Origin of the sequence: Flavobacterium amniphilum, assembly GCF_023634845.1 — a bacterium.
GTDB lineage: Bacteria > Bacteroidota > Bacteroidia > Flavobacteriales > Flavobacteriaceae > Flavobacterium > Flavobacterium amniphilum.
The window spans coordinates 136556-152793 of the sequence record NZ_JAMLJL010000009.1; the positions used below are offsets into that span (position 1 = coordinate 136556).

The window sequence follows — 16238 nt, forward strand, 5'->3', positions numbered from 1 at the left end:
AAATAATTTAGAACTATGCAAAACAAAGTACTATTTTTTTTATTTAACTATTGTTTACATAGTAGTATGTAAGTTGTATTTTTTGTTACAGATTTTTATAAAAAAAATGAGCCTCTTTCAAAAAGGCTCATTTTATAAGGGTTTCCCGAAGGTTGATTATCGTTTTAATGTAAAATGGGAACGGAAAGTTTTATTCATTCCTTTTTCGTTAAATTCGACAGTGAACCAATAATCGGTTGATGGAAGTGGTTCTCCGTTATAAGTTCCGTCCCATCCAGGAGTAGAAGGTGTTATTCTTTTGATGAATTTTCCGTAGCGGTCAAAAATACTGATGGCAGCATCCGGGTTTGTTGAAAACAGGTTTGGAATATTCCAGGTTTCATGGTATCCGTCACTGTTTGGAGTAAAGAATTTAGGATAATTGATAATGGTGGCTGTTAGCGGAGCCGGGGAACAATGTCCGTTTTTATCCCTTACGGAAACAGTGTGCTCACCAGGTGATACATTGTAAAAAATGTTGCTGTCCTGATACGGGCCGTTATCCAGTGAATATTCATAATTTCCGGAACCTACACCCAATACGTTTACTTCAATGAAAGTCGGATTTTCAAAAGCATCGCTGTAAATGATTTCCAGATATGGTGCGTATAATGTCACTTTTGTTGTTATGGTTCTGGAGCAATTGGTGGTAGTATTGGTAACCGTTACCGAATAGTCTCCGGCCTGATTGGTGGTAACTGCCCCAGAATTGTTTCCAAAGGGCGCTCCGTTGTATGTCCATACAAAAGTATATCCCGAACTCAAACCTGTATTTAAGACAACACTGTTCAGTAATGTTCCGGTTTCATAATCCTGGCAAACGAAATATTCAGAATCCAAAACAGGATTTGGCAGTGGGTTTACTATTAGATTCACACTAACGATATCAAAACAAGGATTGTTCGAAGTTGTGTTACTGATTCGTACCCAAATCGTATCATTGTATGGAGTGTCATTTTGATATGCCAAAGGATTTGCAATCGCATTTATTCCCGCGTTAGCATCAGCTGCAGAAGTGAAATAGCTGAAAATGAAATCAGTTGCCGGAGTTTGTGCTCCCAAAACCTGACTTTGTATTTCGGTGATTAAATCAAAGCTGTAAATTCCGTCATTATTCCCGAAATCATCACACTTTGGACTGACAATTGCCGGATTTGCCACAGGTTCTGCAACAATGTTTACAATAAAGTCGCTTTGGTCCTGACATGTTGGTGCGAAAGGTGAGTTTCCTCTAATGTAAATGGTATTGGCGCCCGGTGTATTGATAATAGCATTGGACGCTAATAAATTACCGTTACTGTCATAGTAATTTTCGCCTGCACGTAAACTGCCTGGATTTAACTGATAACTGTTGCAGGTATTCGGTACATCCGGTAATTCGGTAACATTGTATAAATTAATCGGAATTTCTCTTTCCACAAAGCAATTTGGTGTAGTTCCAGTATCAGCATACACAAATACCGATGCAGGAGGAAGATTGTTTATATCATACGTCGTGATAGGAATTACAACCCTTCCGTTTGGATTGCTGATAGATTGGTTGTAATACTGTCCAGCAGTCAGTGCCGGAAGTGTAAAGCTGTCACAGTAATTAAATGCCGCCGGTAATGAAGGGTCTAAAACCGGAGTGTCGTTAATTGTGATTGTAAAGGTACTCTCATCTCTACAGCTGAAACGCACATTGGTTTCGGTATAAATATAAAGCGGTGTAACCACATTCGCAGAGGTGTAAACAGTTCCTGCCGGAATAAGGTTTCCTGGATGAGGGTTAGACGGATTTGGATCCATCGGTGCATCGTAATAGTAATTGTTAGCTGGTAATGCAGGCAATGTGTAGCTGTCACAATGTACCTGATTTTGGAATACCGGAGCCCTGAAACTGTCAAAGTCTATTTCAAATGAATTTTCACTGAAACAATTCGGATCATTCGGATTTGCAGCATAGATGTATATGGTTTTTACCAAGTTGACTAAATCGTCATTAGCATTCAAATCTGAAGCATCAATTACAAAGTCGGTTATCAGGTTTTGTCCGTTCGGGTCATCGTAATATGCACCATTTGCTAACGGAGTAAGGGTATAGCTGTAACATACTTCCTGTCGCCCTCTTGAATCAATGATGGGTCTGTGGTTAATGGTAATCGTCCATGGTATTTCATTATAACATACAGGTGTCAGTGCCATTGTAGATTCTTTGTAAATCCATATGGTATTGGTAGAAGTAATGGCATCACCGGGGAATAGTTCAATATTTCCGGATGTCGCCGGTCCTCCCTGTTGTACAAAATACCTTCCACCATCAGGATTTGTCGGTAAAAGATACGTTTCACATGCTGCCACCGGAGCTTGTGTTGTTAATGCCGGCTGATGGAATGTGACAGTAAAGAAATCATCATTGGTACAGCTTTGACCCGGAACATAATGATAAACAGTTGTATTTTGGTTAATATCTACTGGTGTTGTGATGATATTCCCTCCGCCATTAGGTGCATCGCGGTATTCTCCAACCGGTGGTGCAGTTAACTGGTATGGTCCTGTACAAAGATTTACATTGGGAAGGTTCAAACTTCCAATATAAACCGTGAAAATCGATATTGCAGAACGGCAAATATTATTGTCGGCAAAAGCATGTACTTCTGTTGTGGTTGTAATCGGAAACGTTAATGGTGTATAGATTCCTGTTCCTGCATCATACGTGTAATAGTTGGCCGTACCTACATTCGTGTTGATAGTTGGTAATGAATTCACCTGAACGCAATCAAAAATATTATTGAATGTATTACTGATTGTTGGAGTCTGGTAAATTGTAATGTCAAAATCACTGGCAATAGGAGAACACGTTGGGTCTGAAAAGGTGAAATAAACATAAAGTGTTGTAGTTCCTAAAGTTGATATCGTATCACCCGGAAAAACTTCGATGTTTCCTGGAGTAGTTGGTCCGCCTGGCTGTCTGAAATAGCGCATACCGGGATAAGCATAAGCTTGTACGACATAATTATCACAGCTGGTTACATCGGCCGGGGTGATATCCTGAATGCCAACAACAAATACGTCAAAACTTCTTTCCGATGGACAACTTGGTGTTCCTCCGGTTTCATGGTAAATGTAAATGGTGCTGGTTACCGTGATGGCTGTTCCCGGTGCAAGAACGGGCCCGGTTTGGTTAGGTCCTGAATAATACGTTCCGGGATTTGTCAACGGAGGCAAAATATATTGAACACATACAAATTGATTCTGAATGTTGTCTAAAACCGGTCTTGCTTTTACAATTAAGTTAATGCTTATTGTACTAAAGCAAGCTTGGTCAGTGTTGTTTTCAATCCTGATAAAGATAGGTGTATTGGCTGTAATCAATGGTGAAGACAAATCAATCGGATTGACATCATTATCAGCATCTGCCTGTGAGGTATGATAAGTTACATTGTAAATCGATGATGACTGACCTCCTAAAACAGTATTGGTCAGTGGGTTTAAATCGAAAGAAGCAACTCCTGATCCCGCTGTAGTTTCACATTGGGTTACATCGCCTGGATTATTGGCTACCGGTGAAGTTGTCAAACGAAGGAAAAAAGTTTTGATAGTATAACATCCTGTTGCCGGATCTACTACCCTTATCCAGATCTGTTTCGGTAAACTTCCTGAAGCTACAGTATGGTTTGTTGTTAACGGATTGGTATTTCCTGTTGCATCCGCCAATGCTTCATGGTAACTTAACTGGTATTGCCCGTTAGGGTTTACAAGTGGCGTATTATAAGCTAAGTCAAAAGTATAGTTGGCTGAACCATTATTACATTTAAATAAATCTACCGGATCGGGAACGCTAATCGCCGATTGGTAACTAATCACTATATCATTGGTAGCCACTTCACAGTTTGTGGCCTGAATGTAATAAGTTAATTGGTAAGTGCCGGGCTGGTTTACGGTTAAATCAGGACCGGTTTCTCCCGGGATTGGGTTACCGTTCACATCTTTCCAAACAAAATCGAAGAAGTTTGGATCTAATCCTGAAGTAATCGTGTAACTTTCATTAACTCCGTTATTGTTACATAAATTTGTGATATCCGGCCCAAGAACATCCTGACTGAAATCAAAACTGCTTCCTCCTAAGAATATTGCTGAATCGGAAAGTGTGTCGATTCCATCAGCAATTACAATCTTGATGTGATACGTTTGTCCCGGTACTAAATTATTTTTCGTGGCATTCATCAAAACGGTCTGACCGTTAAAATTGGTTGGTGATGATGCAGCTCCGGAACCACCGTTAAAAGCGCCGAAGTAGCTTGTGTTTTGTGATGAACAGGCTGAATTGTATATGTTGTCCCTAATGGTTTGTACCGAAATAGGTATCGTCGTACTCGGTATAACCGCCAGGTTTTCGGTAACTCCACCCGAATCGGTTAGTAAGAAAGCAAAACCGTCTGTCGATTGACATTGGTAAGTACCGTATTCTTCCGAAGCAAATACAAATTGAAAATTGAAATAATTAGAGTAGGTGGTGAAGTCAAATTCCAATATTGTGGCATTGCGCGAACTCATATTGATTCCTGATGCCGCTAAAACAGCTTCTAAATTAGCATCTCCGGGCCATGCTGGGCTTCCGTCATTCAAAACAGAAGTGTTGGGACCGGGTGCATTGCTTACATTTCCTGTCGTTAACAGAACTCCGTTCGTAAAGGGAAAGGCCGGATTGGTATTTTGGAAATAACCAATTCCGTTTGTCGATCCAAAGTTTGTCCCGGTACTCGAACTAACATTCTGTATGTTCACACACGGACTGTTGACCAATACATTGTTAACTAATGCAAAGTCACTATAAGTCGTTGTGTTAACGGTAATTGACTGGGAGAAAATAAAAAAGCTGTTGAGTAAAAACAGCGTGATAAGTAGTTTTCTTTTCATATGTTTTTTCATGGGTGCGCAAAAATATTCTTTTAATAACTGACAGCGAAAAATTATCGATAAACTACGTTTTAGGGTTCTTTTATGCAGATTTTTAATACATAAATGCTTTATTTTGGTTAAAAATGTACTACCATAAATTTACTGAAAAATTCTTTTAAAATAGTATCTTTGCGCCTTTAAAAATCATTAATTATGACACTGACACAAATTCTTACGCCAAAAATCCAGGAAGCCCTACAGGCCCTGTTTGCTGTTTCACTTGATAAAGTAGAATATCAGGCTACCCGCAGGGAATTTGAAGGTGACATAACCATGGTGGTTTTTCCAATCCTGAAACTGGTAAAAGGTAATCCGGTAGAGATAGGAACTAAAATTGGTAATTATCTGGTTGAAAATGTAAAGGAAGTTGAAAAATTCAACGTGGTACAGGGGTTCCTGAATATCGTAATCGCCGATGCTTACTATATCAATTTCTTTAACGGGATCAGAACAGAAGAAACTTTCGGTTTTGTAAATCCTACAGCAAGTGAAAAAGCTATTATGGTCGAATATTCTTCGCCTAATACAAACAAACCACTTCACTTAGGACACATTCGTAACAATTTATTGGGATACTCGGTAGCTGAAATCATCAAAGCTTCGGGTAAAAAAGTATATAAAACACAAATCATCAACGACCGTGGAATCCATATCTGTAAGTCAATGCTGGCATGGCAGAAATATGGAGAAGGCCAAACGCCTGAATCAACCGGATTGAAAGGTGATAAATTAGTGGGTAACTTCTATGTGGAATTTGATAAAGCATACAAAGCCGAAATCAAAGCCTTAATGGAAGAAGGTAAAACCGAAGAAGAGGCTAAAAAACTGGCGCCTTCTATCCTTGAAGCGCAGGAAATGCTCCGTAAATGGGAAGCGGGCGACGAAGAAGTTGTTGCACTTTGGAAGAAAATGAACCAATGGGTATACGACGGTTTCGGAGTTACATATAAAAACCTTGGAGTCGATTTTGACTCGTATTATTATGAAAGCAATACCTATTTATTAGGTAAGGAAGTTGTGCAGTTCGGACTTGAGAAGGGTATCTTCGAAAAAGATCCCGACGGTTCGGTTTGGATCGACCTCACTTCAGATGGTCTTGACCGTAAAATCGTTTTGCGTTCAGATGGCACTGCCGTGTATATGACCCAGGATATCGGTACAGCTATCCAACGTGTAAAGGATAATCCTGATGTGGGTGGTATGGTATATACCGTAGGTAACGAACAGGATTACCACTTTAAAGTGTTGTTCCTGATCCTTAAGAAACTTGGATTTGATTGGGCAGCCGATTTATTCCACTTGTCTTACGGAATGGTGGAACTGCCATCCGGAAAAATGAAATCACGTGAAGGAACTGTAGTAGATGCCGATGATTTAATGGCTGAAATGAACACGACAGCACAATCCATTTCAGAAGAATTAGGAAAACTCGAAGGGTATTCTGATGACGAAAAAGCAGTATTGTACAACACAATCGGTCTGGGTGCCTTGAAATATTATATGTTGAAGGTAGATCCAAAGAAAACCATGATGTTTGACCCTAAAGAATCGGTTGATTTCAACGGTAATACCGGTCCGTTCATTCAATATACCTATGCGCGTATCCAGTCGATTTTACGTAAAGCCGATTTCGATACAAACAAAACTGTACCAGCAAATTCACTTCATGAAAAAGAAAAGGAATTAGTAAAGCAAATTGCCCAATTCCCTGAAGTAATCCAAAACGCGGCACACAACCACAGCCCGGCATTAATCGCCAACTATACATACGATTTGGTAAAAGAATACAACTCATTCTACCAGTCGGTTTCAATATTAGGAGAAGAGGACACAGATAAAAAAGTGTTCAGAGTCCAATTGTCGAAAAAAGTCGGCGAAACCATCAAAAACGCATTCAGTCTCTTAGGAATCAACGTTCCTGAAAGAATGTAGTTTTAAAAAGCAAAAGCCCTTTCTGAACAGAAAGGGCTTTTGCTTTTTAAAAGTAACTAGTAACTAGTAAAGAGTCCCTAATCACCTTAATCTTACTAAGTAATCCAAAAAGCTAATCACTAATTACTAATCACTAATTACTAGTCACTAATTACTATAAAAACTTATCTTTGCCCCATTAAATAATAAAACCAACTCCGGAAGTTTCCTTCCATATGGAATCAGGTGCAACTCCTGAACTGTCGTGCAACTGTGTTTCTTTTTAAAAGATAAGTCAGATACATAGAATTGGTTTTGTTTAAGCATCACGAAAGTGCTTGAGCCACCATTGTCTTCATTCATCCCGAATGGAGCCCATGCTGTTTTATCCACTTTCTGTATTAATTTTTTAAAATATAATAACAGAAATATGAAAACACAGGAAGAAAAAATCAACGATTCAATCACAAGAGTATTCAAAGCCGTTTTTCCTAACACCACTAATCATTACGACACCTTATTCGGAGGAACCGCCATGCAATTCATGGATGAAGTCGCTTTTATCACTGCAACCCGTTACAGCCGTCAAAAAATGGTAACCGTGAGTAGCGACCGTATCGATTTCAAGCGTCCCATCCCGCACGGAACCATCATCGAACTCATTGGTAAAGTAACCTATCTCGGAACCACGAGCCTCAAAGTTAGAGTTGATATCTTCATCGAAGAAATGTACAGTAATTCGCGCGAAAAAGCCATCACCGGCGAATTCACCTTCGTAGCCATCGACGAGAATAAGAAAGCGGTGAAAGTGGAGTAATTAGTGAAGAGTAATTAGTGAAGAGTAATTAGTCCATAGTAGTTGATCTTATGAAGAATATTATAAACAATAACCGATGTGTATTCTGAAAAATAATTTTAAATACTAAAACTATCTATTAAATGCTCTTTATGTGGTACTAAGAGCTAAGGATTTGGTACTAAGGACTCTTTAACTGGTACAGATGATTATTTAAGTGGTACCGAGAGTTTTTAGGTGGTACTGATAGATATTCGGTGGCTGAGCCTGTCGAAGTCAAGTGGTACTGATAGATATTTGGTGGCTGAGCCTGTCGAAGTCAAGTGGTACCGATAGATATTTGGTGGCTGAGCCTGTCGAAGTCAAGTGGTACCGATAACTATTTAATTGGCACTAAGCTTTATCTAGGCAGCACTAAGGACTAAGGACTATGTACTAGTCACTCTAAAGAAAGTACTAAGTACTCTTTTAACGGTGCTAATCACTAATTACTAGTTACTAATCACTTTGTTACTTTGAAACTTTAATCTATCTTTGCAACTTCATAAAAAAGAAGAATTATGTTCAATAATTTATCCGAGAAACTAGATAAAGCGTTCCATATATTAAAAGGTCACGGTAAAATCACCGAAGTAAACGTTGCCGATACCCTTAAAGAGGTGCGTCGTGCTTTACTTGAAGCCGATGTTAACTTTAAAATTGCCAAAGATTTTACAACCCGTGTAAAAGAAAAAGCAATGGGAGAGGATGTATTAACAACCTTACAGCCGGGACAGTTATTAATCAAAATCGTAAAAGACGAACTAACAGAATTAATGGGTGGTGGTATTACTGAAGTCAATCTTTCAGGAAATCCTTCCATTATCTTGATGTCGGGTTTACAAGGTTCAGGTAAAACAACTTTCTCTGGTAAGTTGGCTAACTTCCTTAAAGACAAAAAGAACAAAAAACCATTATTGGTTGCCTGTGATATTTACCGTCCGGCGGCGATCAACCAGTTACACGTGGTTGGAGAGCAAATCGGTGTTGAGGTATATTCAGAACCTGAAAATAAAAACGCTGTCGACATTGCACAAAACGCAATCAAACACGCAAAAGCAAACGGATTCAATGTAGTTATCGTCGATACAGCCGGCCGTTTAGCGATCGATGAGGAAATGATGACCGAAATCGCTAACGTTCACAAAGCAATCCAGCCAAACGAAACACTATTCGTTGTCGATTCAATGACAGGTCAGGATGCCGTGAACACAGCAAAAGCATTCAACGACCGTTTAGATTTCGACGGGGTTATCTTAACAAAATTAGATGGTGATACCCGTGGTGGAGCCGCAATTTCGATTAAATCTGTAGTAAATAAACCAATCAAATTCATCGGTACGGGTGAAAAAATGGACGCAATCGATGTGTTCTATCCAGACCGTATGGCCGACCGTATCTTAGGTATGGGTGACGTGGTTTCCCTTGTTGAACGTGCACAGGCACAATACGACGAAGAAGAAGCACGTAAACTTCAAAAGAAGATTGCTAAAAACGAATTCGGTTTTGATGACTTCTTAACGCAAATCCAACAAGTTAAGAAAATGGGTAACATGAAAGATTTAGTAGGGATGATCCCGGGTGCCGGAAAAGCATTGAAAGATGTGGATATCCCGGATGATGCTTTCAAACACGTGGAAGCAATTATCTTCTCCATGACCCCAGCCGAAAGAAGCAAACCGTCAATCATCGATGTGAAACGTAAAGCACGTATCGCAAAAGGTTCAGGCCGTAAAATTGAAGAAGTCAACCAGTTGATGAAACAATTCGACCAAATGAGCAAAATGATGAAGATGATGCAGGGAGCAGGAGGTAAGAACCTGATGAAAATGATGGGCGGCATGAAAGGAATGCCGGGCATGCGATAAAAAGAACAAAGGTGCGTACATACGCGCCTTTTTTTTATACTAATTTTAAAGGATAAAGTAATCAACAACACAACTTTAAACTTTAAAGCTTTAAACTTTAAACACAAAAAACAATGCAAATTTTAGACGGGAAAAAAGTTTCGGAAGACATTAAAAATGAAATCACAGCCGCAGTAGGGCAAATGAAAGCCAATGGGGAAAAAGTCCCTCATTTAGCTGCCGTGATTGTTGGAAATGACGGTGCAAGTTTAACCTATGTTGGAAGTAAAGTAAAAGCCTGCGAGCGTGTTGGCTTCGAATCGACTTTGGTTAAAATGCCTAGTACCACTTCTGAAACCGAATTACTTAAAAAAATCGAAGAACTGAATCAGAATGATACCATCGACGGTTTTATCGTGCAATTGCCGCTTCCTGATCAAATCGATACCCAAAAAGTATTGATGGCTATCGATCCAAGTAAAGATGTGGATGGTTTCCATCCGGAAAACTTCGGAAAGATGGCTTTGGATATGAGTACATTCATCCCCGCAACTCCTTTCGGAATCCTTGAATTATTGGAAAGATACAATGTGGAAACCAAAGGGAAACACACTGTGGTTATTGGTCGTAGCCATATCGTGGGGCGTCCTATGAGTATTTTGATGGGAAGAAAAGGTTTTCCCGGAAATTCAACCGTTACCTTAACGCACAGTCATACTAAAAACATCAACCAGATTACTTCACAGGCTGATATCATTATTACGGCATTGGGAGTTCCAAATTACTTAAAAGCCGAAATGGTAAAAGATGATGTAGTAATTATCGATGTGGGAATTACACGTGTTGCCGATGAAACAAATCCAAAAGGATACATCATTACCGGAGATGTTGATTTCGAAAATGTGTCCAAAAAAGCATCGCATATTACTCCGGTTCCGGGTGGTGTTGGACCGATGACTATTGCAATGTTGCTTAAAAATACCCTATTGGCCAGAGAACAAAAAAGACTGAAAAAATAAACTTCCAAAATATAAAGTGATTGATTTGAGAGTCCTCCAGTTAGTGGAGAATAGTATATCCGGTTTTGATCCCAACAATTCCAATGATTTAATTAAAGCGGAAAAGGTTTTAAAAGCCGAAAGTAAAATTAACGACGCAATCCAGACAAAGGAAATCGATAATGTGATTTCCTTTTTCAAGCGTCATGGTTCAAAATTCGATATACTATTGTCAAATCGTCACATTCAATCCATATTGAACGGTAAAACGGATGAGTTTAAGCAGTTTTCGTTTTCTGACGATGAACACGGCTTATACGAAATAAGTTTCAATCCGGCACAAAACCAAAAATACAGACAGATTAGCGAGTCAGTAATGACTTTATGTGAAGAATTTTCGGAAGTATTCGCTATAACAATCTGGAAATTTATCCAAAAGAACATTGTTGAAGGAAACTGGAAGAATTTAAGAAAGCTCGTTGTACATTATGAACCAATAATCAGTTTTGATAACTGGGAGCAATTCAAAGAATCGTTGACCCAAAAGAACGAATTGGTTATGGAGGTTATTCCTTTTAAGGAGAAGTATACAACCTTAATCAATGAATATAAATTCGGTATCGATGAAGATTATTACAGCTTACTTTCAGATATTGATGCCTTCTATTTTGCAGATGAGGTAATGAGAATCAATTCTTTTGTTGTCGATCATCAACATGTGGATTTTGAATATAGAATCTATTTGGGAAAAGTTCTTTTTGCACTTGCTGCCTTCGAGGATGAAGATGAGGTTAGGGCAGGAATTTTGGCTAAAAACAGAAGAATAGCCCAAAAGTGGATTACCAGTGAGAAAAAAGCATCCGGAAAAATACGGAATGCGATTTCAAAGGCATTGGATTTTGATCCCGGTGCTGCTGCCGAGTGGACCATGGTCTTGATTTATTTTCCCTTGTTGATTTGGGGTTACCATTATCTGTATACTAAGATTGAGAATTTCTGGTTCTATGTGATAGTGGTTACAGAAATCATTCTTTATGTTATTTTCAGAAATAAAATTGCCGGTGATAAAGAGGAAGAAAAAGCCGCTGATGCTGAAAAGGCAAAAACGGCACCTGTTAGGATTTTCCTGAAAAATCTGGGTTTAAGGAGTTTTTTATTGCAGATTTTTATTGTTGTAGTGGGAGTTTTTATAGCTTTGTTTCTGGCTGCTCTCGGAATTTTGGCTGCCATTGCATTTTATACAGGCGGAGCGGGAGTTGTTGCAGCAATAATTATATATAGAATTTTCAGAAAAAAATAAGAATAGTGTTTAAGATTGAACTTTTGGGTGTAATCCAAAAAAATATGCCTGATTTTGATACCGCTAATGTTCAGGATCTCATTAAAGCTGAAAAAGTTTTAAAAGTTGAAAATAAACTGAATTCGGAAGTTGGAATGACAGATGTTGAAAATCTGTTGTCTTTCTTCAGAAACTATGGTTCCCAGTTTAACTTTCTTTTTGAAAACGATAATGTGAAGGCGATTTTAAAGAATGACTTCGAAAGCTTTACAGGGTTTCCTTCCGAAGATTTTAATGAAGAAAATGATGAGATTTTATATGAATTTGCCGAATTGTTTTCTGAGTCGGTGAGTGCGTTTATTTATAGTGGTATTCAGCAAAGTAAATGGTCTAAACTGAAAGATTTTTTTCAGTTTTATGATCCCATCATCAGTCTTGATGCTTTTGAAAAAGCGAAAGAAATGCTTTCGAACAAAAACAGGCTGATTTTAAATATTCTTCCCACGCCTTTAAAATATTCCTTTTTTCAAAAGACAGGAAACTATGCATTCAGTCCGCAATATTACAAACTGCAATCAGAACTTGATTCCTATTATTTTGATCAGGAGATTCTGGAAATAAATAACACTATTGCAAGACATCAAAAAACGTCAGCTTCTAATAAAGTTACCCAAGGGAAAATATTAGTGGCTATTTCATATTTTGATGCCTATTATGAAGATACAATAAAAGTTTTGAGTGATAATAAGGATGTGGGACAATCTTGGATCGATGATCAGTCGCATTATAATGATAGTGATAGTTCTATTTTACCAATAATACTCACGATAGGCGCTGTTATAGCCATTGGGATTATTTTGGCTACAACAATAGACGATTTTGAGCCTTGGATGTTTAAATTACTTATTCTTCCAATTGTCCTTGTTGTAAAATTTGTTAACTACATAGCAAAAAAATAAAGCACTGATCAGTGCTTTATTTTATACCAAGACTTCCGTCTTTATCTTCAAAGGTATCTTTTGGTTTGACCTTTAATAAATCATACATCGCCTGTACAATGTGTTTGACTTCTTTATAGTTTTCATTTTCAACTGCTTTGTCTCCAGCCTCAATCAACTGGTTTAATTTTCGTTGGTCAGAGTATTCTCCCGGAGATAAATATTTGTAATGGTAATAAACGCCTACATACGAGTCATCCTTTTTGTAGTAAATGTCTCTATGGAGCATATCAAGTTCTTTAGTCTTTCTTTTAATGATCGATTTTTCATTGGATTCCAGAATGCTTTTCTCATCTTTAATGATTTTCTGGAATTGATCAACTTGTCTTGGTGAAGCTTCATCCAAGAGTAATTCCAATTCCCTTTTTGAGAGTCTGTATTCTTCAATTTCTTCGATGACACTTTTGTATCTGACTAATCCGTCATAGGTTTGGAGCGCTCTTCTTTTTCTTTCGTCCAATTGGAATATCCTTTCAGTTGATTCGTCTTCTTCCACCTCAATTAACGCAATACTAATCTCGAGGAGTTCATCCTTTATTTTTTTCAGTTGGCCATAAAAAGCAAAATTATCTTCATCATGTTCTGCAAAAATCAATTCATCATCTATTTCATGAATAACCAGATCGATGTCTTTCTGGAATTTATTTTTGTTGATGTTTTTGGAATGCGGGTTAAAGACTTCGTTTATTTCATAATCGATGGAACTGATGTAAACCGAAACACTCAAATCCCTGGATTCACTCATGGAAAATTTAATTTCAATATCCATTCCTTTTAATAGATTGAAAGGTAGGTCTTTGCTGCTGATTTCAATATAACCGATAGTCATGTTACTGCCGGGTAAAGTTCCTGATTTACCTTCGGTAATATTGATGACCATTTTATCATCGCTTTCTTTTATAAAGTTTTTGGATGTCGTTTTATACACCACTTTTGTGAGCGGTAAGATGTCATTTTTGGTGAATATTTTTTCCAGATACGTATTTCCGAAAGTATCGTCGACTTCCAGGCAAATGTCATTCGGTAAAGGTTGTCCCGAAACATTATATACACCGTGATTGATAACAATACTGTTGTTTTCAAAAACAATATTCTGGCCTGAATCGTACACAGTCACAGTGAAAAAATTACGTTGTCTCTGCAGTACTTTTACGAATTCAGTGAATTTTGATTTGAACGGAATGATACCTGTGTCAAAGCCTCCGTCTTTTCGTATGATCCTGTAGAACATCTCCGAATTTGTATTGGAAATACCAACCAGCAGTTCTTCGCTGTCCTGCGTATTAGCTTCATAAACCAATTGGATGTCAGTTGGCTTTTGAATATTCGGAGCATTATTTGTAATATTTTGTAATTCCTGTAATGTCGTTTCTTTTGATTTGCTACCTGCATAATAGGCAGCGCCAACCATTACGGCAGTTGTTGGATCAATTGAATTATCAATAAGGATATTGAACGTTTCTTTCAGTCTTTCCCTTACATACGGGATGTAAGTTGTGCCGCCCACCAATATGATTCTTTCAATGTCGTTACTGCTCTTGGAATTTTCATCCAGCAGTTTTTGAATTAAATGGATTGATTCTTCTACTTTATGATGAATCACCGAATTGAATTCATTTCTGTTGATCGTAATTTCAAGATAATCATCACCGTCATTCAGTTCTATTTCGGTTGTGATGGTTTCTTTAATTGAAAGTTCTTTTTTGATTTCTTCGGCTTTGTACAGAAGTTCAAAATACAATCGGTTATAGACGTCATTGGTTTTGGACATCATTTTTTTAAACAAATCGGTTTCCTGAAGTATTTCCTGAACTTTGGGAGCCAATAAATTTTCGATAATCAAATGATCTAAGTCGACACCGCCAAGGAAGTTATTCCCTTCATGATCGATAACTTTCAGTTCCCTTTCATTGATTTTTACCAAAGCCACATCAAATGTTCCGCCTCCAAAATCGTATACTAACCAATTTTTCTCTTCTGTGTTGTCCTGCTCCTGATTATTGGCATACGCAAGGCAGGCTGCAATTGGCTCCTGAAGCAAAACAACTTCCTGAAAACCGGCTATGTGTCCTGATTTTTTGGTTGCATTGGATTGAACCGTATCAAAAGAAGCGGGGATGGTAATTACGACCGACTGCGGTTTTTCATCAGTAATGAAGCTGGTTAATTCTTTTAATATAAGAGCTGAAAGTTCAATTGGGGTTTTGGTTTCATTATTCTCCGTAACCGAATACAAGTGGTCGGTTCCCATTTTACGTTTAAACGAAGTGAAAACATCAGCATGTGCGGTTCCCATGAATTCCCTTGCTTTGGATCCGATGCTGATTCTTCCTTTTCTGAAAGAAACGGCAGAAGGTAACGTTTCACTGAATCCCACAGGGTTTTTAAAGATGACAACTTTGCCGTCTTCAAATTTACAAATCCCTGAATTTGTTGTTCCTAAATCTATTCCGAAATTGATATTCTCCATTTTATTCTGCAATTATGATACCTTTTTGAATAAGAAGAATTCCTTCGCCGTCCTTTTGGAAAATAGCGGGTTTCATGACTTTTACAACCTTAGGGGAAGATGAGTTTCCTACTATATTTGCCTCGATTGATGTATCTCTGGGATCATATATTTTTCCAATCGGGTCGTTAATGATGAAACCCAATGTGTCAAGTTCGTTTTTTATGCGGTCGAAATTACGTTCGAAAATGGCAATATTCTGGTCTTTGGCTTTTCGTTCAATTTCGAATAATTGATTGATAATGTTAATCATAGTATGCTGAGCTGTAAATCTATCGAGTATATGGTAACAGGATAGGGAATAAATAAAAAAAATATATTTAATTTTGATAAAAATAAACGGAATAAATTTCAGATGCAAATAATACAGGCGACAAAAAATCAATTACAGATTATACAGGAATTGGCTTATAAAATATGGCCGGATACTTATGGTGAAATCCTATCCAAAGAACAATTGGATTATATGTTGGGAAACTTTTATGCAATCCCGGCTTTGGAAGAACAAATGGACAATGGTCATGTTTTTTTATTGATCAAAGAAGATGAAACCTTTCTTGGTTTTGCTTCCTATGAATTAAATTGTAAAAACACCGGTAAAACCAAATTACATAAAATTTATGTTTTGCCGCAGACACAAGGGAAAGGAATAGGTAAATTACTTCTGAATGAAGTCGAAAACAGAGCAAAAGAAGGTAGTGATTCACATCTTTTCCTAAATGTAAATAAATACAATAATGCTCAGGAGTTTTATAAAGCCAAAGGTTTTGAGTTGGCTTATGAAGAAGTAATCGATATTGGAAGAGGGTATGTCATGGACGATTATGTCATGGAAAAAAGGCTATCGTAATACAGGTAAACCAGAACAAAATAATAATTAA

11 protein-coding genes are annotated in these 16238 nt (G+C 37.8%); 7 read left to right on the forward strand and 4 right to left on the reverse strand.

Features of this window, described 5'->3' with window-relative positions; translation table 11 throughout:
- Positions 1-156: 156 nt before the first annotated feature.
- Positions 157-4938, reverse strand: a complete 4782-nt coding sequence (locus NAT51_RS11925; RefSeq protein WP_250599154.1) for a T9SS type B sorting domain-containing protein — start codon at positions 4936-4938, stop codon at positions 157-159.
- Between the two features lie 195 nt (positions 4939-5133).
- Here NAT51_RS11925 and argS point away from each other — a divergent pair, with 195 nt between their 5' ends.
- Entirely contained in the window at positions 5134-6912 is a 1779-nt protein-coding gene (gene argS, locus NAT51_RS11930) for an arginine--tRNA ligase (protein ID WP_250599155.1), read from the forward strand.
- Between the two features lie 147 nt (positions 6913-7059).
- On the opposite strand, the gene NAT51_RS11935 is transcribed toward argS, so the two are convergent.
- Complete coding sequence (locus NAT51_RS11935) at positions 7060-7284, reverse strand: hypothetical protein (RefSeq protein WP_250599156.1); 225 nt, start codon at positions 7282-7284, stop codon at positions 7060-7062.
- Positions 7285-7321: 37 nt separating this feature from the next.
- Between NAT51_RS11935 and NAT51_RS11940 the strand changes: the two genes are divergently transcribed.
- The 5 genes from NAT51_RS11940 (at position 7322) to NAT51_RS11960 (ending at position 12809) form a co-directional block, all read left to right on the forward strand.
- Positions 7322-7708, forward strand: coding sequence for an acyl-CoA thioesterase (locus NAT51_RS11940; RefSeq protein ID WP_250599157.1), 387 nt, complete (start codon positions 7322-7324; stop codon positions 7706-7708).
- A 539-nt stretch (positions 7709-8247) separates the two neighbouring features.
- Positions 8248-9594, forward strand: coding sequence for a signal recognition particle protein (ffh, locus tag NAT51_RS11945; RefSeq protein WP_250599158.1), 1347 nt, complete (start codon positions 8248-8250; stop codon positions 9592-9594).
- A 113-nt stretch (positions 9595-9707) separates the two neighbouring features.
- Positions 9708-10592, forward strand: a complete 885-nt coding sequence (locus tag NAT51_RS11950; RefSeq protein ID WP_250599159.1) for a bifunctional 5,10-methylenetetrahydrofolate dehydrogenase/5,10-methenyltetrahydrofolate cyclohydrolase — start codon at positions 9708-9710, stop codon at positions 10590-10592.
- 25 nt (positions 10593-10617) lie between these two features.
- Entirely contained in the window at positions 10618-11871 is a 1254-nt protein-coding gene (locus tag NAT51_RS11955; RefSeq protein ID WP_250599160.1) for a hypothetical protein, read from the forward strand.
- A 5-nt stretch (positions 11872-11876) separates the two neighbouring features.
- A complete protein-coding gene (locus tag NAT51_RS11960) occupies positions 11877-12809 on the forward strand; it encodes a hypothetical protein (protein WP_250599161.1) in 933 nt (310 codons plus the stop codon).
- 16 nt (positions 12810-12825) lie between these two features.
- On the opposite strand, the gene NAT51_RS11965 is transcribed toward NAT51_RS11960, so the two are convergent.
- Entirely contained in the window at positions 12826-15318 is a 2493-nt protein-coding gene (locus NAT51_RS11965; RefSeq protein ID WP_250599162.1) for an Hsp70 family protein, read from the reverse strand.
- A 1-nt stretch (position 15319) separates the two neighbouring features.
- Positions 15320-15610 carry a hypothetical protein gene (locus NAT51_RS11970; protein WP_250599163.1) on the reverse strand — a complete coding sequence of 97 codons (291 nt, stop codon included), beginning with the start codon at positions 15608-15610 and terminating at the stop codon, positions 15320-15322.
- 102 nt (positions 15611-15712) lie between these two features.
- On the opposite strand from NAT51_RS11970, the gene NAT51_RS11975 reads away from it, so the two are divergent.
- Positions 15713-16207: a GNAT family N-acetyltransferase gene (locus tag NAT51_RS11975; RefSeq protein ID WP_250599164.1), complete on the forward strand. Its 495-nt coding sequence runs from the start codon at positions 15713-15715 to the stop codon at positions 16205-16207.
- Positions 16208-16238: the final 31 nt, after the last annotated feature.